This window comes from bacterium, assembly GCA_026414725.1.
GTDB lineage: Bacteria > Ratteibacteria > UBA8468 > B48-G9 > JAFGKM01 > JAAYXZ01.
Window position 1 is genome coordinate 1 of record JAOAIL010000024.1, and the last position, 18,028, is coordinate 18,028.

19 protein-coding genes and 2 pseudogenes are annotated in these 18,028 nt (G+C 35.1%); 14 read left to right on the top strand and 7 right to left on the bottom strand.

What is annotated here, in order from left to right:
- The 10 genes and pseudogenes from N3D17_06880 to N3D17_06925 form a co-directional block, all read left to right on the top strand.
- Positions 1 to 595: substrate-binding domain-containing protein (locus N3D17_06880; GenBank protein MCX8083096.1), on the top strand; the 595-nt coding region annotated here is incomplete at its 5' end.
- Positions 596 to 720: 125 nt separating this feature from the next.
- Positions 721 to 804 (top strand): annotated as a pseudogene (locus N3D17_06885) (prepilin-type N-terminal cleavage/methylation domain-containing protein).
- Positions 793 to 1,377, top strand: a complete 585-nt coding sequence (locus N3D17_06890) for a DUF1559 domain-containing protein (GenBank protein MCX8083097.1) — start codon at positions 793 to 795, stop codon at positions 1,375 to 1,377. Before N3D17_06885 ends, N3D17_06890 begins: the two are co-directional and overlap by 12 nt.
- Before the next feature lie 37 nt (positions 1,378 to 1,414).
- Positions 1,415 to 1,498 (top strand): annotated as a pseudogene (locus N3D17_06895) (prepilin-type N-terminal cleavage/methylation domain-containing protein).
- On the top strand, positions 1,487 to 2,071 hold the full coding sequence (locus tag N3D17_06900; protein ID MCX8083098.1) for a DUF1559 domain-containing protein: 585 nt from the start codon (positions 1,487 to 1,489) through the stop codon (positions 2,069 to 2,071). The pseudogene N3D17_06895 and the gene N3D17_06900 overlap by 12 nt, the downstream one beginning before the upstream one ends.
- A gap of 30 nt (positions 2,072 to 2,101) precedes the next feature.
- Positions 2,102 to 4,033, top strand: coding sequence for a hypothetical protein (locus N3D17_06905; protein ID MCX8083099.1), 1,932 nt, complete (start codon positions 2,102 to 2,104; stop codon positions 4,031 to 4,033).
- Between the two features lie 191 nt (positions 4,034 to 4,224).
- Positions 4,225 to 4,467 carry a leucine zipper domain-containing protein gene (locus tag N3D17_06910; GenBank protein MCX8083100.1) on the top strand — a complete coding sequence of 81 codons (243 nt, stop codon included), beginning with the start codon at positions 4,225 to 4,227 and terminating at the stop codon, positions 4,465 to 4,467.
- 30 nt (positions 4,468 to 4,497) lie between these two features.
- Positions 4,498 to 4,803: a hypothetical protein gene (locus N3D17_06915; GenBank protein MCX8083101.1), complete on the top strand. Its 306-nt coding sequence runs from the start codon at positions 4,498 to 4,500 to the stop codon at positions 4,801 to 4,803.
- 42 nt (positions 4,804 to 4,845) lie between these two features.
- Positions 4,846 to 5,043: an integrase core domain-containing protein gene (locus N3D17_06920; protein MCX8083102.1), complete on the top strand. Its 198-nt coding sequence runs from the start codon at positions 4,846 to 4,848 to the stop codon at positions 5,041 to 5,043.
- Positions 4,976 to 5,179: a hypothetical protein gene (locus N3D17_06925; GenBank protein MCX8083103.1), complete on the top strand. Its 204-nt coding sequence runs from the start codon at positions 4,976 to 4,978 to the stop codon at positions 5,177 to 5,179. Before N3D17_06920 ends, N3D17_06925 begins: the two co-directional genes overlap by 68 nt.
- 2 nt (positions 5,180 to 5,181) lie before the next feature.
- On the opposite strand, the gene N3D17_06930 is transcribed toward N3D17_06925, so the two are convergent.
- A complete protein-coding gene (locus tag N3D17_06930; protein MCX8083104.1) occupies positions 5,182 to 6,078 on the bottom strand; it encodes a TIGR01212 family radical SAM protein in 897 nt (298 codons plus the stop codon).
- Positions 6,075 to 6,923 (bottom strand): DUF4982 domain-containing protein, encoded by an 849-nt coding sequence (locus N3D17_06935; protein MCX8083105.1) that lies wholly within the window; start codon positions 6,921 to 6,923, stop codon positions 6,075 to 6,077. The genes N3D17_06930 and N3D17_06935 overlap by 4 nt, the downstream gene beginning before the upstream one ends.
- Between N3D17_06935 and N3D17_06940 the strand changes: the two genes are divergently transcribed.
- Complete coding sequence (locus N3D17_06940; protein ID MCX8083106.1) at positions 6,924 to 7,073, top strand: hypothetical protein; 150 nt, start codon at positions 6,924 to 6,926, stop codon at positions 7,071 to 7,073. It begins immediately after the preceding gene.
- A 66-nt stretch (positions 7,074 to 7,139) separates the two neighbouring features.
- Here N3D17_06940 and N3D17_06945 read toward each other — a convergent pair whose 3' ends face one another.
- The 4 genes from N3D17_06945 to mnmG all read right to left on the bottom strand — a co-directional run bounded on the left by N3D17_06945 (position 7,140) and on the right by mnmG (position 11,972).
- Positions 7,140 to 7,535, bottom strand: coding sequence for a hypothetical protein (locus N3D17_06945; GenBank protein ID MCX8083107.1), 396 nt, complete (start codon positions 7,533 to 7,535; stop codon positions 7,140 to 7,142).
- Between the two features lie 148 nt (positions 7,536 to 7,683).
- On the bottom strand, positions 7,684 to 8,751 hold the full coding sequence (locus N3D17_06950; GenBank protein ID MCX8083108.1) for an AAA family ATPase: 1,068 nt from the start codon (positions 8,749 to 8,751) through the stop codon (positions 7,684 to 7,686).
- 141 nt (positions 8,752 to 8,892) lie between these two features.
- Positions 8,893 to 10,131, bottom strand: a complete 1,239-nt coding sequence (locus tag N3D17_06955; protein ID MCX8083109.1) for a sensor domain-containing diguanylate cyclase — start codon at positions 10,129 to 10,131, stop codon at positions 8,893 to 8,895.
- A 29-nt stretch (positions 10,132 to 10,160) separates the two neighbouring features.
- Positions 10,161 to 11,972 carry a tRNA uridine-5-carboxymethylaminomethyl(34) synthesis enzyme MnmG gene (gene mnmG / locus N3D17_06960; protein ID MCX8083110.1) on the bottom strand — a complete coding sequence of 604 codons (1,812 nt, stop codon included), beginning with the start codon at positions 11,970 to 11,972 and terminating at the stop codon, positions 10,161 to 10,163.
- A gap of 128 nt (positions 11,973 to 12,100) precedes the next feature.
- On the opposite strand from mnmG, the gene mutS reads away from it, so the two are divergent.
- From mutS to N3D17_06975, 3 genes are read left to right on the top strand one after another with little or no spacing between them, the layout of a single operon-like run.
- Complete coding sequence (gene mutS, locus N3D17_06965) at positions 12,101 to 14,674, top strand: DNA mismatch repair protein MutS (GenBank protein MCX8083111.1); 2,574 nt, start codon at positions 12,101 to 12,103, stop codon at positions 14,672 to 14,674.
- The gene (gene mutL / locus N3D17_06970) at positions 14,661 to 16,358 is read left to right on the top strand and encodes a DNA mismatch repair endonuclease MutL (GenBank protein ID MCX8083112.1); all 1,698 of its coding nucleotides are present in this window, start codon (positions 14,661 to 14,663) and stop codon (positions 16,356 to 16,358) included. The genes mutS and mutL overlap by 14 nt, the downstream gene beginning before the upstream one ends.
- Positions 16,359 to 16,372: 14 nt before the next feature.
- On the top strand, positions 16,373 to 17,542 hold the full coding sequence (locus N3D17_06975) for an ROK family protein (GenBank protein MCX8083113.1): 1,170 nt from the start codon (positions 16,373 to 16,375) through the stop codon (positions 17,540 to 17,542).
- A 7-nt stretch (positions 17,543 to 17,549) separates the two neighbouring features.
- On the opposite strand, the gene N3D17_06980 is transcribed toward N3D17_06975, so the two are convergent.
- Positions 17,550 to 18,028: glutamine synthetase (locus tag N3D17_06980; protein ID MCX8083114.1), on the bottom strand; the 479-nt coding region annotated here is incomplete at its 5' end.

The following is an 18,028-nucleotide window of genomic DNA, read 5'->3' on the forward strand; positions in this document are numbered from 1 at the left end:
TTATGTGTCTATAGGTAGAATAAGCAACAATCAAAAAGGGAGTTTCGTAGATACAGACAATATAAAACGGACATATATAGCAGTAGAACACTTTATTACAGAACATAGATTCAAAAGGATAGGGTATATAGGAATAAGACCCATATACTCTGTTTATGCAGATACATTGGAAGGATACAGAAGTTGTCTTAAAAGATACGGGATTGAAGAAGACAGAGAGATTATATATCTGGCAAAGGATGAAGATGCAGAAGAGGGTTATAAGGGAGCAAAGAAGGTCCTATCAGGGTCTCCTGAATGTATTGTGGTGATGGGTAATATTGTCTTAAATGGTGTTTTAAGATATATTGCTGAACAGAAGATAGATATACCGGAAGACATACCCATCATACACTGTTCAGAACTTCCTTTGGTTCTTCCACCTGATATACAACTTACACAGGTCAGACAGCCGGTTTTTGAGTTAGGCAGGTATGCGATTGATATACTTTTAAGGCAGATACAGAAAAAAGGAAAGAGGGAGCAGGTTGTTTTAAATCCCGAGTTTTATGCAGGTAGTTCCTGTGGATGTAAATTAAGAGGGGGAGAGAGATGAAAAATAATAAAATATTTCTTTTTAGCCATCCGTTTATGCCGGATGATTACATAGATTCCCTTGTTTCCCATTCACTGGTAGTACCAGTGGATGATTACATAGATAAAAAACAATGGAGGTGTAAGATGAGAAGGAATGGCTTTACATTAATAGAGTTGTTGGTAGTGGTAGCAATCATTGCAATCCTTGCAGCGATATTGCTACCTGCACTTTCTCAGGCGAGGGAAAAGGCGAGACAGTCAGTATGTATGAATAACTTAAAGCAGATACACCTCGGAGCAATGATGTATGCACAGGACTACGATGAGTGGTTGCCGACCATAGAGAACAGTACTACCCAGAAGTTTTTAAACTCTTTTTTCTTCCATTCAGAGGGCAATAACCTGTGGTATGGATATGCGAAGTTATACACATTAAAATACATATCTGCTGGACTCACATTTGTCTGTCCCTCAGACCGCTGGGAGAAACAGTACGGGCTTGAAATCTCTAACCGGGTAGAATCAAACTGGGTAAACTGCGGATGGAGGACACTCAGAAGTACTTATATATACACTCCAGAGGTTAAACTAAGCAGGACCAGACCATCAAATGTTATGGCATTGCCGAGAATCTATTTTTATGCTAATAGGTGTGAAGTTAACCATGCTGGTATGTGTAATGTTCTATTTATAGGAGGGGATGTAAGGCCAATAAAGGAGTCAACAATAATCAGTTTAAAGCCAACATGGCCTGAAGACTGGAACTGGACAAGTTTTTTACGGGACCTTCATAAATACTAATATAATGTAGACCCAAAAGTTAAGGAGGAGGCGTAAGATAAGAAGGAATGGCTTTACATTAATAGAGTTGTTGGTAGTGGTAGCAATCATTGCAATCCTTGCAGCGATATTGCTACCTGCACTTTCTCAGGCGAGGGAAAAGGCAAGGCAGGCGGTATGTATGAATAACTTAAAGCAGATACATCTCGGAGCAATGATGTATGCCGAGGACTATGGTGAGTGGTTGCCGACAGTAGAGGTCTCCTCCCCCCAGAGTTTTTTATATTCTTTTCTATGTCATTTAGAAGAAACAGACCAATGGGTAAACTACGGAAAGTTATATTCATTGAAGTATCTCCCATTAGGAGTTATATTTGTGTGTCCCTCTGCCCCAAAAGTTACACAGTATGGTCTTGAAAATCCTAACTGGATAGAAAAGAGTTGGAGAGAGTGTTACTATAGGACACTTAGAAGTAGTTTTATGTTTACTCCCCACTATAAACTCAGTAGGATTAAGCCAACAAATGTTATGGCATTGCATAGAATATATTACTATTATAATGTATGTGAGAGTAGACATCTCGGTATGTGTAATGTTCTGTTTATAGGAGGGGATGTAAGGCCAATAAAGGAGTCAACAATAATCAGTTTAAAGCCAACATGGCCTGAGGACTGGAACTGGACAGGTTTTTTACAGGACCTTCATAAGCAATAGTAAATAGTCAATTATGGAAGGGGTGGAAATATGAAGAGGAAGATAGGATGTGGTGTGGGGTTATTGTTTATCATAAGTAGGATTTTGTTTTCCAATGGTAATTTCCCTGCAGGGACTGTACTTTATGAGGCAGAGGACTTTTTAGAATATCAGGGAGGTAAAATAAAAGAAGACAGTAATTGCAGTGGTGGGAAGTATGTTTCCTGGACTAAAGATTCAGGTTATCTCCACATTCTTAAGTTGCCATCGTCTGATAATAAAAACACAAAATATGCTATCTGGATAAGGCATAAAGGATGCAGTATATGTCTTAAAGATAAAGATGCAAAAGAGATTACATGGTTGTGGTATAGAGACCCTGTATGGAAATGGAATAAGTTTGGTGACTTTACCTTCTCACAACTCGGAGAAAGTTTTGTTATTATGACATCCCCACATTTTGCAGAAGGTGCGTTAGAAGGAGGGATTGATTGTGTTATAGTGACCCCTTATCTATCTTTTACTCCTGAGGGGATATATTCAAGAATAGAGACAGAGGAGAAGAAGATGGCAGAAGAATCTATGTTAAAAAAAGGGAATATTATTGAACTTGAGATTGATCTTACTACAAAGACAGGGAAGGTAAGTCCATACCTTGCAAGTGCAAATATCAATGGTATTCCACAGCATCTACTTGACAATGAAGAATGGGATAAGATGATGCAGGAGTTTTTCAAAGGAAGTTTATTAAGGGCACAGGTTGGAATGGCAAAAGAACCGGATAGTGAAGGTAACTGGTGGAACTTTAAGGAAGTAGACAGGTTTGTAAAAACGGCAAGAGAAAAGTGGGGTGTAGAAAAGATTCTTTTTGCACCATTTACAGTCCCTCCAGGATGGGACTATAATAGTAAAATTACAGAAGAGCAGGTATCAAAAACAAAGGAAGCAATTCAGCAACTGGTAAGAAGGTATGGCAGTCCTGGAAATGTAGTGGTGGAATACTGGGAGCCAGCAAATGAGTGGTGGGGTGGATACTGGGAAAAGAATCCAGAGGACTTCCTGCAGATATATACCTGTTTATGTAAAGCAATAAAAGAGATAAATCCTGAACTGAAGGTAGGTGGACCTGTGGATGCCTGGCCTACACTCGGCAGGATAGAAGCACTTTTAAAAAGATACCCTGAACTTGATTTTATCAGTTGGCATCTTTATCCAACAGGGTCTGCTGGACCTAATGAAGGGGTTTTTACAGACCTCGCTAAATTGCAAGAGCAGTTTGGTGATGCCGGGAAATCATATAAAGAAAGTGTATTTTCCAGAACATATTATCTTGGTTCAAATGTCCTTGCTTCACAAAAGATAAGTGAAAAGATTTTAGGGAGAAAAATACCTGTAATTGTATCAGAATACCATCTTAACTACCATGCATGGGACCCCCTTGACCCTATGTTATGTTCTCCTTTTGGTGGTGTCTGGAATGCCCTTGCTTTAACCTATCTCTGTCAGACAGATTGTTTTTCAGGTATGATACATGATGTCAAAACAGCTGCCTATGGGCTTTTCGGTCCAGATGATGGAGCAAGTATACATTTCAGAGTTATTCCTTCACCGCCACAGGGGTATGAGAAGAAAATATATATAAGACCTATTGGACATATCCATTACTTTTTCATCAAGCATGTTGCAGGCAAAGAAAAGGTATTCATAGGAAAAAGAGGAGCAACTGATAACTTTGAAGCAATAGCAGTAAGAGATGATAAAGAGGCATCTATAGTAATGGTAAACTTTGCAGAGACATCTAAAACAGTAAGGATAAAAATGGCTGGATATACACCAAAGTTTACCTATGGATTTAATTTCCCTGTTAAATTTCTTTACTGTACTGCCGATAATATTTCACAAGGAGAGGGTTTATTCTTTAATACGGCTGGCGAAGGGAATCTGGTAATATCTCCTTATAGTGCGCTATTTCTTACTTTTTAAGAGGATTGCAATCTATAAAATCAGTTAAATTAAGTAGGTTTATATTGCCAAAATTTCTCCTGAAAAAGTTCTTTTTCCATACCCACCTTACTTGATACTATAATGGTAAGAAAAAAGGAATTGATAAAACTGATAGAGAGAGATGACAGATTATACAATTTAAGGATTATTTTTAAAAGTGTAGGGATATTATGATAGATAGAGAAAGACAAATTAAGATGAGGATTGGATGGTTTAGACATGTAGAGGAAATAACTGGAAATGTAGCAAAGATATGGATGTATTATGGTATTTCCAAGAAAACCTACTATAAGAGACATAACAGATATTTAAAAGATGGGGAGGATGGTTTAATAGAACGGTTCCGAAGACCTATTCATTTTCCAAAAGCGACACCACCAAAAGTAATAGAAAAGATTGTATATCTCAGATAGTACTATCACTTCAGTTCTATCAAGATAAAGATGTATTTAGAAAGATATCATGGTATTGAAATTAATTGTTGTGGAGTGTGGCGGATACTGAAGAGATTGAAGATGAACCGACTACCTTACAATCAAAGATTTAAAAGATATGAGAAACCCTTACCTAGATATTATCTTCAAGTTGATGTGAAGTTTCTTGAGAGAGAAGTTTCTTCTTCACAGGAGAGATATTATCAATATACAGCGATAGATTATTGCACAATAATCAGGATTATGAAGATATATGACAGATTGAACCAGAAAAACTCCATTGATTTTATAGATTATGCTATGGTTGAATGGTAAAGTAGAACGTTCCCAAAAAATTGATGAGGAAGAGTTTACAGAATGCTTAAAGGGATTATAATAAATGAGAAATTGAAAGAGTGGAAAAATTTTTATAATTACCATAGACCACATGGCTCTCTCAATGGAAAAACACCTTATGAGAAGTTAAAAGAAAAATTAAGTCATATCAATGTCACCAGTGATTTGCAAACCTACATGGGAAACAGACCATCCCCATCCACGTGCGGAGGGTTTTAAAGTAAGGTTCTTTATTACAAAATGGGAGAATCCTCGTCCTAATGAGGTAATAACGAGTATAGATTTTGTTAGTGGAGATAATTATGCTTTTAGCCCTGTACTTATTGGAATAACTGGTGTTGAACGTATACATTAACTTTATACTTGATATATTCCTTTTTCTCTCATTTGTTGTTCAAGTAGGGTAAGGAGTTTTTGTTTCTCTTTTATCCATAAAGGAGCAACAAGAACTTCAGGAGGACAGTCAGCAGTAAGCCGCTGGATGACAGTACCTTTCCAGAGATGTCCAATAAACTTGGCAGTTATGTCAATATACTCTTCCATAGTAAGTGGTGTATATTTACTTTCAATATACATCTTCTCAAGAAAGGTACCCTTTACAATATAAAGAGGATGTATTTTGATTCCATCAAGTTTCAGTCGGGCACATTCCTTTGCTGTTTCTATTATCTCTTTTTCTGTTTCTTCAGGTAGTCCTATAATCACATGTGCACATACTTTTATATTTTTCTCTTTTGTTATCTCTATCGCTTTAATAAAGTCCTCATAGGTATGGTTTCTGTTAATAAGTTTGAGTGTCTTGTTATGTATTGACTGTAAGCCATATTCAAGCCAGACCTCATAATCTTTTGTATATCTTTGAATAAGTGAAATTTTCTCTTCATCTATACAGTCAGGTCTTGTTCCTATGGAGATACCCACTACATCAGGGAATTTTTTGATTACATCATATTTCTCTTTCAGAATATGTACTGGTGCATAGGTATTAGAATATGGCTGGAAATATACAATAAATTTTTCTGCTTTATATCTTTCTCTTCCGTATCTTATCCCTTCTTCAATCTGCTCTTCCAGAGATACATTTTTTGTCCTTACAGGTGGACTGAAGGAGTAGTTATCACAGAATATACAGCCATTTTTACTCAATGTTCCATCAATATTAGGACAGGTAAATCCCGCATCCACAGTAATTTTATGGACCCTGCATCCGTATCTTTCTTTAAGGTATTCAGAGAATTTATAGTAGGGGCTCATTTCACTATTATGGTTATCTCACCATTTTTCAGGCCTTCTGATTCAGCGATGAGTTTAATATACCCTGTTTTACCTTCCAATGACCTGATATATACCACACACCTTCCATTAAATACCTTTCTGTAAGGCAGGTAGAACGGTTCTGTAGATGTTGGGTCTCCATTATCTACTGCAACAATTTCGGCAGGTCCTTCAATTTTAAAATTTATCAGATTGTCTGCATTCGGACATAGAGTGCCTTTCTCATCAATAATATCCACATATACAAAAGCCATATCCTCACCATCACACTTCATTTCTTTTCTATCAGGTTTAAGATGGATTTCAGCAGGCCTTCCTGCTGTTCTTAAAGTGGTTTCTTTTACTGGATTGCCATCTTTATCATACGCAACTGCTTTTAATTCTCCTGGTTCATAAACCACATACCAGATAAGTCGGTATCTGTTTATGAGGTTTTTAGGGTCTTTATTTTTAATACCACAGGACTTACCATTTAAAAAGAGTTCCACTGTATCCCATGTAGAATAACAATGGACAGGGATTATCTTTCCTTCATATCCATTCCATGTCCAGTGGGGTAGTATATGCAATGTTCCCTTTTCTGGTGCCCATCTACTCTGATACAGGTAAAATCTATCTTTAGGTATTCCACAGAGGTCAATAATCCCAAAGTATGAACTTCTACTGGGCCATTCCTCATAGTAAGGAGTGGGTTCTCCGAGATAGTCAAAGCCGGTCCATACAAACTCTCCCATAATAAATGGATGGTCATCCTGTGCCCTGAATTCTACATCAGGGATAGTTGCCCAGAGAGGGCAGGAGAGGGTATATATTTTAATGGGCATATGACAACATCTCACCTGAAAAAATACTGTATATTAAATGAGGAGTGTCAGCGTTTGATTAAATCAGCGATAGAGAGTATGCATCTTTCAGCCCGTGCCTATGACAGGATAAGGAAGGTAGTGCGCACCATAGCAGACCTTGATTGTTAAGAAGATATTAAACCACATCATCTTGCAGAAGTAATCCAGTACCGCAGTTTAGACAGGGAATTATAATTATTCCCACTCCAGTTTCTTCACTCTTATTATCTTTGAAGAGATAACCTTGCACCCTTCTTCTGTAATTTTAAATTCTGCATATTCAATGAATAGATTACCATACTCATCAATCAAAAAATCACCGAAAAGTCCCTTGTAAGGTTCTTTATTTGTATTTTTCAAGGTATAATTCAATCTCTTACCATCATATCCTGTTGTTGCACCATAACCAGCATTATAAAAAGTCCTTCCATCAATCAGTGTTACTTTAGCAGGGTCAATAGATACAGAGGAGACAAATACCGGTTTGTAGTTTGGGTCTGTTCTGCTCTTTTTCTTTAACTCCCCTATTGTTTCACAGAATGAGATACTGATATAAAGAATAATACATACTACTATTATTAGTTTTTTCATAAAAACACTCCTTTTTCAATATTTTGACGATTTTTGTAAACATGAGAAAATTTCTCACATATTTTAGAAATCTTTGACAGAGTTTTAAAAAATTTCTCACCCCATCATTACTTTTATATTTTTAGACAGTTAAGGTGAGTAGGTCCTTTTACCCTAAAATTTTATCAATATCTATATTTTCCTCAACAATTTTCTTCGCTATTTCAATCTTATCAATATCTTTTTCTGTTATTTTTACAATAAGTTCATGTAATGCAGAAGCAACCTCATAGGTACCAATTGGGGCAATAATCACTGGTAAGTCATATTGTTTAATAAGGTCTAATATTGTTTTGTGAGGATATAGCCCTCCTGTAAGGACTATGCCTTTGATTAAATCCTGTGGGATTATAGAAAGTGCTGCAAGTATTAGGTCCTCTCTATCACCCGGGGTTATAAGTAAACTTTCTGGTTTGAAATAATCAAGCGCATGTCTCGGTGTCATTGCACCAACCACAATGTTTTTTACTTTCTGCCCCATCTTTTCATATCCTGATAGAACTTTTCCATTTACTGCTTCACATATTTGAAACAGGTTTGGTTCAGTCAGGTAATCAATATAGGGTAAAAGTCCAATAAGTTTTAAATTTATTTTAGAAAAGAATATGTTGAGATATTTTTCAATAGTTGGTTTCTTTGTATCGTTCACTTTATTGATAATAACTCCCTTTACCTCAACATTTTTTTCTCTGAACAAAGAAAGGTTAAGAGAGATTTCATCTACAGGTCTTCCTATACCTCCTACAGATATCATAACCGTAGGTGCCTTCAGAACTCTTGCAACTTCTGCATTGTTTAGGTCAAAGACAGAGCCAACTCCTGCATGTCCTGTCCCTTCTATAATGACAAAATCTTTATCCTTTGATATTTTTTCATAACTTTTCTTTATCTTTTCTATCAGTTCTTCACGATTTGGATTATCAAGATATTCTTTTGTAAAACCCTCTTCAACTGCAATAGGATTTATATCTGCAAGGTCGTCTTCAATTTCACCTAATTTTTTGATAAGGACAGCATCTTTATCAATTTTTTTACCATCCACTACTAAATACTTCTGTCCAACTGGCTTTATAAAGCCAATCTTTTTAATATATTTTTTTAAAGCGAGAAGAAGTCCTATACTTATAACTGTTTTACCATCATTCTGTCTTGTTGCTGCTATAAATATACTTTTCATAAAAATATTATATCATTATTCAAAAACTTACAGGAATAATTTGACTTATAAAACTTATCTTGAAAAAAAAGTTATGTTCTCATTGGTACTTCCTTTTTTCTCTTAATAAGGGCTGAATATATAAATGAGAGTAAGTATAAATTAATAATGTTTTGAAATGGTAATATTTCTACCTCTTTCTTTGGCTTCGTATAGGGCGCTATCCGCCAGTTTGAACATTTCTTCAAAACTGCTAATTTCCTTTTTATATCCTGTTAGTCCTATACTGATTGTAGATTTAATTTTATATGCCTCATATTTAAATGTCTCTTTTGAAATTATGATTCTTAATCTTTCTGCAAGTATTTCTGCACCTGATATTTCTGTATTTGGCAGGATTATACCGAATTCATCTCCACCTATACGGGCACATACATCAAGTTCCCTGAGGTTTTTTAAAATAATATTTGAAATTTTTTTTATAACCGTATCACCTGCAATATGTCCATAACTGTCGTTTATTCTTTTGAATCTATCCACATCAATTAAAATAAGCGAGAAAGGGATATTGTATCTGATAGCCCTTTCAAATTCATGGTTGCCTTGATGTATAAAATATCTTCTGTTCCAGACACCTGTAAGTTCATCTGTAGATGCAAGGATTTTGAGTTCCTTTTCAAGTTCTTTCTGTTTTGTTATATCTATTGCAAGTTCAAATCTTACATCTCTTCCATCAGGCCATTTTATTACCCTGTCTGTGATGTGAAAATATGCCTTTAACTTTTTATTATGAAATTCCCAGTAGTATGGCTGGTAGTTGCTATTTTTTATTATATGATTTGTACAGAATGGACAGGGGGAATCAAGATTCTGGAATTCTTTATAACATAACTTCCCTACAAGTGGATAACCTATTCTATTTTGCAATGCCTTATTTACATAAAGGATTTCATATGTATCCATATCTGTTACATAAATAATGTGGTCAATAGAATCAAACAGAGAAAGGAGTTGAGCATGTTCTTTTATAATATCTTTATATTTTTGTTCTTTTGATTCTATATTTTTATAGTAAGTAATATTATGTAAAGCCAGAATGAATGTATTCCTTTTTATAGGCAGCATATAGGTTTTAAAGAAAAATAGAGATTGTTCTATGGTAAGATTAAAGGAAAATTCTTTTAAGCCCTGCGTTTCAGGTACATATTGTAGATTATTTTGTAAGTTCTCTGTTATTTCATCAGGGAAGATATCAGATAGATTTTTCCCTATAAGAGATTTTGAATAGGACTTTGGTGGTTCATTTAATAGTAATATATCTAATATAATCCCTTTTTTATCAACCTGTAGAAGTATGACTGGAATATCTTTGAATACAGATAAAAGTTTCTGTTTTTCCATATATTTTGATAATAGAATATAAATTAAACTCAGTCAAATATGTTCTTCTTCTTTAAATATATCAGCAATGTGGATATTGAAGCAGGTGTTATTCCTGATATTCTACTTGCCTGTCCGAGTGTAAGTGGTTTTAAAGCAGAAAGTTTTTCCTTAATTTCAAGGGAAAGACCTGGAATTTTATTATAATCAATATCTGAAGGTATTTTGATTTTTTCAAGATTTTTAAACTCTTTTATTTCTGCTAACATCTGCTTTACATAAGGGCTATATTTAACCTCTATCTCTACTTTTCTAAGAATATCTGCATCATAATCATTTTCTTTTATAATTGACTTTATATTAGTTCCAGATTTAGTAAGATATTCAAAAAGAGTTATCCTGCCATTCTCAACAGTAATTTTTTCTTTTTTAAGTTTATATATAATTTCTTCTATTTTTTGTTTTTTATATATTGTTTTTTCCCAATCGTCTTTATTAACCAGTCCCAATCTGTAGCCGGCATCACGTAACCTTATGTCAGCATTATCTTCTCTTAGCAGTAAGCGATATTCAACCCTTGAGGTAAACATTCTGTATGGTTCTTTCGTCCCTTTGGTTGTCAGGTCGTCAATAAGAACACCAATATAAGCAGTTGCTCTATCAAGAATAAATGGCGGTTGATTTTTAACTTTCAGAGAAGCATTTATTCCTGCGATAAGTCCTTGTGCAGATGCCTCTTCATATCCTGTTGTACCGTTTATCTGTCCTGCAAGAAATAGCCCCTTTATCTTTTTTGTTTCAAGTGTTGGATATATCTGAGTTGGTTCTACAACATCATGCTCTATACCATATCCATATCTTTCTATCTTTACATCTTCTAATCCTTCTATAGTATGTATGAATTCTTCCTGTACATCCAGAGGTAAACTTGTAGAGATTCCGTTAGGATAATAAATATCTGTATCCAGTCCTTCTGGTTCAAGGAATACATGATGTCTGGTATGATGGGGGAATTTTACTACTTTATCTTCAAGTGAAGGACAGTATCTTACTCCTGTACCTGTTATCAGACCTGTAAAGAGAGGTGAACGGTTCAGGTTTTCTCTGATGATTTTATGTGTTTTTTCATTTGTATAGGTGATATAACAGGGCAGCTGCCTGATTTCAAGTTTTTCTGTTGAGAAAGAAAAAGGAACAGGTGGTTCATCTCCATACTGTGGTTTCAATTTATCAAAATTTATTGTTTTCCCATCAAGACGTGCACAGGTGCCTGTTTTAAACCGTAGCATTTCAAAGCCGTATTTTTTAAGCCACTCTGATAACTTTTTACTTGTTTTCGTCTCTTCAATCCGCCCTCCTGACATTGTTTCCATACCGATATATATTGTTCCATTCAGGAATGTCCCCGGAGCAAGTATGACAGTTTTTGCAGATATTTTTTCTCCGTCTATCTCTATTCCCCTTATTTCGTTGTTTTCTATTATAAGTGCTGTAACTTCTCCTTCTATAACTTCAATATTCTTTTCACTTGATACAACTTCCTGCATATAAATTGCATATTTTTTTCTATCTACCTGTGCTCTTGATGACCAGACCGCAGGTCCCTTGGAACTGTTTAGTATTCTAAACTGTATACCTGTTTTATCTGTTGCTTTAGCCATTTCTCCACCGAGTGCATCAACTTCTTTTACAAGTTGTCCTTTCCCTACACCTCCTACCGCAGGATTACAGGACATATAACCAATTTTATCTTTTGTAAAAGTGATAAATAACACAGAACATCCCATCCTTGCTCCTGCAAGAGATGCTTCTATTCCCGCATGTCCGCCCCCAACAACAATAATGTCATAAATTTTCCCCATAGTTTATTATTATAACACTACACAGCATAAGAAATAATATAAATAATATAAAAAATAAAAGGCAGGTTTAAAATTTAGGGTTTATCTTCCTGTGGTATAATTATATTGCTATGGAAAATCTTACACCAATGCTTAAACAATATAACGAGATAAAAAAAGCATACCCTGATTATATCCTCTTTTTCCGTTTAGGGGACTTTTATGAAATGTTTTATGAGGATGCCAGGGTAGCATCACATATACTTGAACTGGTTTTAACATCAAGAAGTGCAGGCAGTTCAGGTAAGGTTCCTATGTGTGGTATTCCATATCATTCTGCAGATAGTTATATATCTAAACTTATAAAAGCAGGATATAAGGTAGCAATATGTGAACAGGTGGAGGACCCAGCAGTAGCCAAAGGTATAGTAAGAAGAGAGGTGGTCCGTCTTATTACATCAGGAACATTTATAGATGAAAATTCTCCGGAATCAAGGTATATAGCAGCAATATATCCTGATAAAAAATATACAGGTATTGCATTTGTTGATTATACAGAAGGTGGGACAATATATACAAATTCTTTTCAAAGCCATTTAAAAACAGCAGAAATACTTTCCAGAATACCGCTTTATGAATGTATATTTCCCGAAGATAAAAAGGAGATAGTGGAAGACATATTTAATGTTCCAGTTTTGAAATGGAAAAAAATAGCAATGAGTCCCTGTGATGACTGGATATTTAATAGAGAAATAGCAGAGAAAAATCTTTGTGAACACTTTGGAACAACAAATCTGTCTGGCTTCGGGATAGAAGATAATGAAGGTGCAACAAGAAGTTGTGGTGCTTTACTTGAATATCTCAGACAGATAAATAGGAAACCCCTGGGGCATATCACGAAAATAACCATTTATACAGATACGGATTATCTTTATATCTCTCCTTCGGCTTTTTATGGACTTGAAATAGAGTCGCTCATCTCTATTATGGATACCACAGTTACACCTATGGGAAAAAGGAAACTTAAACAATGGGTTTATTATCCACTTCTTGATATTCATAAAATAAAAAAAAGGCAGGATGCTGTTAAACTACTCATAGAAAATCAGAGATTGAGAAAAGAGATAGTGGATGTTCTAAAGGGTACAGGAGACCCGGAAAAGTCACTTTCTAAAATAAGTTGTGGTTATTCAGATGTTGTTAAAGATATTCTTTTAATTACCGGTCTGCTTGAGAAAATTCCACTTTTCAAACAGATACTTCAGGGGATAGAAAATCCTTATTTTGTTATAGAAGACATTCCAGAGTTAAGAGAATTTTTGTCATTGATAGTAGAAACAGATTTACCTTCTACTGGATATGAAGGATATTTTGTAAAGAAAGGTTATAACAGGGAACTGGATGAATTAAGGGATATAAGGGAGAATGTGAAGGAGTGGTTGAGGCAATTGCAGAAAAATGAGATTGAACGAACAGGAATAAACTCTTTGAAGATAGGATATAATACGGTTTTCGGATATTACATAGAGATAACAAAACCAAACCTTCACCTTGTCCCGAATGACTATATAAGAAAGCAAACACTTGTAAATGCAGAGAGATTTATCACTCCTCAATTGAAGGAATTTGAAGAAAAGATATTAACAGCAGAGGAAAGAATACTATCTATAGAGAAAGAAGTGATTGAAAGTGTGAAAGCAGAGATACTCAGACATTCTTCCTCTCTTCAAAAACTTTTTTCTTCTATCGCTGAATTAGATGTTCTCTGTTCACTTGCAGATATTTCTGAACGAAATGGTTATGTTATGCCTGACATAGACGATGGATTTGAGATAATTATTAAGGATGGGAGACATCCTGTTGTGGAAAAAAATATAGAAGAAATGTTTATTCCAAATGATACCATTATGGATAATAAAGAAAACCATTTTTTAATTATCACAGGTCCTAATATGGCAGGTAAGTCAACCTATATAAGACAGGTTGCTCTTATTGTTATAATGGCACAGGCAGGGTGTTTTGTTCCTGCAAAGATAGCCAAAATTGGACTTGTGGATAAGATATTTACCCGTATAGGTGCTCATGATGAAATAACGAGAGGACAGAGTACGTTTATGGTTGAGATGAATGAAACAGCCAGTATAATAAACAATCTTTCAAAGAGAAGTTTAGTAGTTCTTGATGAAATAGGCAGAGGGACAAGTACATATGATGGTTTTTCTCTCGCATGGGCAGTTGCTGAATATCTTGTAAGTTGTAAGACAAGAACACTCTTTGCCACTCATTTCCATGAACTTACAGGACTTGCTGAAAATAATAGAGGGGTTCAAAATTACAATGTAGCAGTTAAAAAAAGTGGTAATGATGTAATCTTCCTTCACAAGATTATGCCAGGTGGTACGGATGAAAGTTATGGTATCTATGTAGCAAAACTGGCAGGTGTTCCTGAAACTATTATAAAACGTGCTGATGAGATTCTTTCAAAACTTGAACTTCAGGGGACATTAAGAGAACACATAATAGGGGAGATGAGGGTAGATACCCCTTCACTTTTTACAGAGATAAAGGGTAGTCCGTATGATGAGATTAAAAAAGAGATAGAAGTTCTTAAGAGATTAAAAGAAGAAATACTCACTATAGATGTTGAAAATACACCTCCACTTGAAGTAAGTATTAAACTTAAAAAAATTCAAGAAGAGATAAAAGAAAATGGGAAAGGTTAAATTTTTATCAGAATCCATAGTAAGTAGAATTGCTGCAGGTGAAGTTGTTGAAAGTCCCGCTTCAGTTGTAAAAGAACTTATAGAGAATTCTCTTGATGCAGATGCAGAAAATATAATCATTGAAATAAAGTCAGGCGGGAAAAAACTAATTTCTGTAAAAGATGATGGAGAAGGTATAGAGCCGGATGATGTTGAAAAACTTTTTAACAGACATGCTACGAGCAAGATAGATAGTTATAATGACCTTTACAGTATAAAATCGTTGGGTTTCAGGGGAGAGGCGCTTTACAGTATAGGTGCTGTTTCAGATGTTTTATTGCAGAGTAGAGCAAAAGGTATTGAGGGAGGTGGAAGAGAAATTCATATCAGAGGAGGAGTTAATATAGGAGTACGAGATATATCCCGGAAAGAGGGAACAACAGTTGAGGTGAGAGAATTATTTTTTAATACTCCAGCGAGGAGGAAGTTTTTAAAATCAGACACTACGGAATTCAGAAAGATAGTTAATATCATTATTCCCTATACAATTGCATTTCCTAATAAAAAATTCTCTCTTATACATAATGGCAAAAACATTTTTAATTTTAACCGGTCCGAAGATATAATTGATAGATTTTGTGAAGTGGCAGCACTTAATAAGGACTATGTTGTATCTGGGGAAAAAGAGATAAAAGAAAAAAACTCCTTATTAAAAGTTTTACTCGGCGATATCAATCTTAAGTTTCCTGTAAAGAACAGGCAGTATATATTCGTCAATAACAGACCTGTTTATAATAGAAATTTATCTTACACAATGAATTCTGTTTATGGAGATATATTTCCTAAGGATATATATCCTGCCTTTGCTGTATTTATCTACTTACAACCAGAAGATGTTGATGTAAATATCCATCCTTCAAAGAGAGAGGTTAAATTAAAAGAAGAGGGTTATATATGTTCTCTGCTTTTTGATTTCTCCAGGGAGATTTTATTGAAGAAAGCGAGAGGTAAAGTGGTAGAAGATGGAAAGGTATGTTATGAAAAAGTGGGAAGTAATGAGATGGAAAAGGTAATTCCCTGTATATCTGATATAAAACAGGAACTGTTTGATGTAAAAAGAGAGAGTGTGCCTGAATGTGAAGGGATACGAGCAAAGTTGAAAGATGCTTGTTATATAGGAAGTTATAAAAACAAATATCTATTTTTTGATGCAGGAGAGACACTTCTTATTATGGACCAGCATGCTGTCCATGAAAGGATAAGATTTGAAATTTTGAAAAGACAATGGGAAAGTGGAGCAGTGGATATACAGAGATTACTGACGCCCCTGATAATAAAATTAAGCTCCGAAGAGATAATTGTATGGGAAGAAGGAAATAATATCTTAGAAGGATTAGGTTTTCTTACAACAAGATGGGATGCACATTCCATTGCTCTGCATGGTTTCCCTCAGGTAATAAAAAATCCTGTGGTATCTATAAGAAATATCCTTGCAGAGAGGGATTTTATAAAGAGTGATAAAGAGACACTTGCAAGAAAAGCATGTAAAGGAGCGGTTAGTGCAGGGGATAGGATAACAGAAGAAGAGGCGATAAATATAAAAAATGAACTGTTAAAGTGTGAAACACCATTTGTGTGTCCTCATGGAAGACCTACTGTTATAGAATTTTCAGAATTATTTTTTGACAGACAATTTTTAAGATAAAAAGGAGAAGATGAATGATAAAGGTCAGGAAGAATGAGTATTATAGAAGATATATACTCAATTTTATTTATAATAACCAGAAGGTATCAAGAATAAGAATTGGAGAAATAACAGGTATACGACTTGCCACCATTACCGAAGCAGTAAGAGATTTAATAAATGAGGGTCTTGTTAAAGAAACAGGTAAACTTAAAAATCGACAGGGTATTGGTAGAAAAGAAAAGACACTTGAGATTATACCGGAAGGGAAATTTTTTATTGGTTGTGAATTAAGACCAGAAGAGATACATTCAGTTCTCCTTAATTTTAAGGGCGAAATAGTCCATACCGAATTATGCAAAGTATCAAGAAGAGAGAAGAGCAGTGAGATTCTGTCAGATATAAACTCTATAGTGAATCTTTTAATAAAAAGAGCAGGGGTACCATATAAAAGAATATATGGTATGGGTTTTGTAGACCCCGGTGTTATTGATATAGAAAAAGGTATTTCCCTTTCTTCTACTATAATGCCCTCATGGAGAAATGTACCTGTGAAAAAATACCTTGAAGAAAAATTGAAATTCAAAGTTTTTTTGATAAATACATCGCAGGCAAAGGTACTCGCAGAGCATCTTTTTGGTACAGGAAAGGGAATCAGCGACCTTATTTTTGTGGAGTACGGTGAAGGTATCTCCTGTGGAATTATAAGTGATAATAGAGTTGTAGGTGGCTATATGGAAATAGCAGGGGAGATGGGACATTTTAACTTTCCCGGGAGAGAAGAAAAGTGTAAATGTGGTAATAAAGGATGTCTTGAGGCAATAGCAAGCATACCTTCAATAGAAGCAAAGGTTAGAAATATCTATAAGAGTAAGAGTTCTTCAGAGGATGTCTCTATTGAAAATATTGTAAAAGCATATGAAAAAGACATTCCTTTTGTTAAAAAGATAGTAGAAGAAGCATCAGAGTATATGGGGATTTCAGTGGCAAATGTAGTTAAACTTTTAAATCCTGAAATGGTAGTTCTTGATAGTAATCTTAAAAAATTTGGCAATAGGTTTATAGATGTATTGTTTAATAATATAAGAAAAAATATCATTTATGGAGAAAAAGTAGATTTTGTAATTTCCTCTATGGGAAAAGAACAGGGAGCACTGGGTGGTGCTGCACTTTCTCTCCAGCATTTCTTAAAAACAGATATATAAATATTTTTTACAGAACAGGCAGATATGTTTTTATTTCATATTCATGTACCTGTTTTCTGTATTCATCCCATTCTATCTTCTTTGCTGCTATAAGGTTGGTGAATATATGTTCTCCTAATGTCTCTTTTAGCAACTGACTACCTTCTGCTACCTCTATCGCTTCTATTAAACTGCCAGGCAGACACTCAACCCCTAACTGCTTCATCTCTTCCTCTGTAAGATGATATACATCCCGTTCCAGTGGCTCTGTTAAGGCATATTTCCCTTCTATACCTTTCATACCTGCTGATACCATCGTCGCAAAGGCAAGATAGGGATTACACGCTGGGTCAGGTGAACGAAACTCTATCCTGGTGGATTTCTCCTTTCCCGGCTGATACATAGGCACCCTTACAAGTGCACTGCGGTTCCTCCTTGCCCAGCAGATATACACCGGCGCTTCATATCCCACCACCAACCGCTTGTATGAGTTTACCCACTGATTAC

Coding starts and splice junctions, on each gene's coding strand:
- N3D17_06905 (MCX8083099.1), top strand. CDS start 2,102: ATGAAGAGGAAGATAGGATGTGGTGTGGGGTTATTGTTTATCATAAGT.
- N3D17_06910 (MCX8083100.1), top strand. CDS start 4,225: ATGATAGATAGAGAAAGACAAATTAAGATGAGGATTGGATGGTTTAGA.
- N3D17_06915 (MCX8083101.1), top strand. CDS start 4,498: ATGTATTTAGAAAGATATCATGGTATTGAAATTAATTGTTGTGGAGTG.
- N3D17_06920 (MCX8083102.1), top strand. CDS start 4,846: ATGCTTAAAGGGATTATAATAAATGAGAAATTGAAAGAGTGGAAAAAT.
- N3D17_06925 (MCX8083103.1), top strand. CDS start 4,976: ATGTCACCAGTGATTTGCAAACCTACATGGGAAACAGACCATCCCCAT.
- N3D17_06930 (MCX8083104.1), bottom strand. CDS start 6,078: ATGAGCCCCTACTATAAATTCTCTGAATACCTTAAAGAAAGATACGGA.
- N3D17_06935 (MCX8083105.1), bottom strand. CDS start 6,923: ATGCCCATTAAAATATATACCCTCTCCTGCCCTCTCTGGGCAACTATC.
- N3D17_06940 (MCX8083106.1), top strand. CDS start 6,924: ATGACAACATCTCACCTGAAAAAATACTGTATATTAAATGAGGAGTGT.
- N3D17_06945 (MCX8083107.1), bottom strand. CDS start 7,535: ATGAAAAAACTAATAATAGTAGTATGTATTATTCTTTATATCAGTATC.
- N3D17_06950 (MCX8083108.1), bottom strand. CDS start 8,751: ATGAAAAGTATATTTATAGCAGCAACAAGACAGAATGATGGTAAAACA.
- N3D17_06955 (MCX8083109.1), bottom strand. CDS start 10,131: ATGGAAAAACAGAAACTTTTATCTGTATTCAAAGATATTCCAGTCATA.
- mnmG (MCX8083110.1), bottom strand. CDS start 11,972: ATGGGGAAAATTTATGACATTATTGTTGTTGGGGGCGGACATGCGGGA.
- mutS (MCX8083111.1), top strand. CDS start 12,101: ATGCTTAAACAATATAACGAGATAAAAAAAGCATACCCTGATTATATC.
- mutL (MCX8083112.1), top strand. CDS start 14,661: ATGGGAAAGGTTAAATTTTTATCAGAATCCATAGTAAGTAGAATTGCT.
- N3D17_06975 (MCX8083113.1), top strand. CDS start 16,373: ATGATAAAGGTCAGGAAGAATGAGTATTATAGAAGATATATACTCAAT.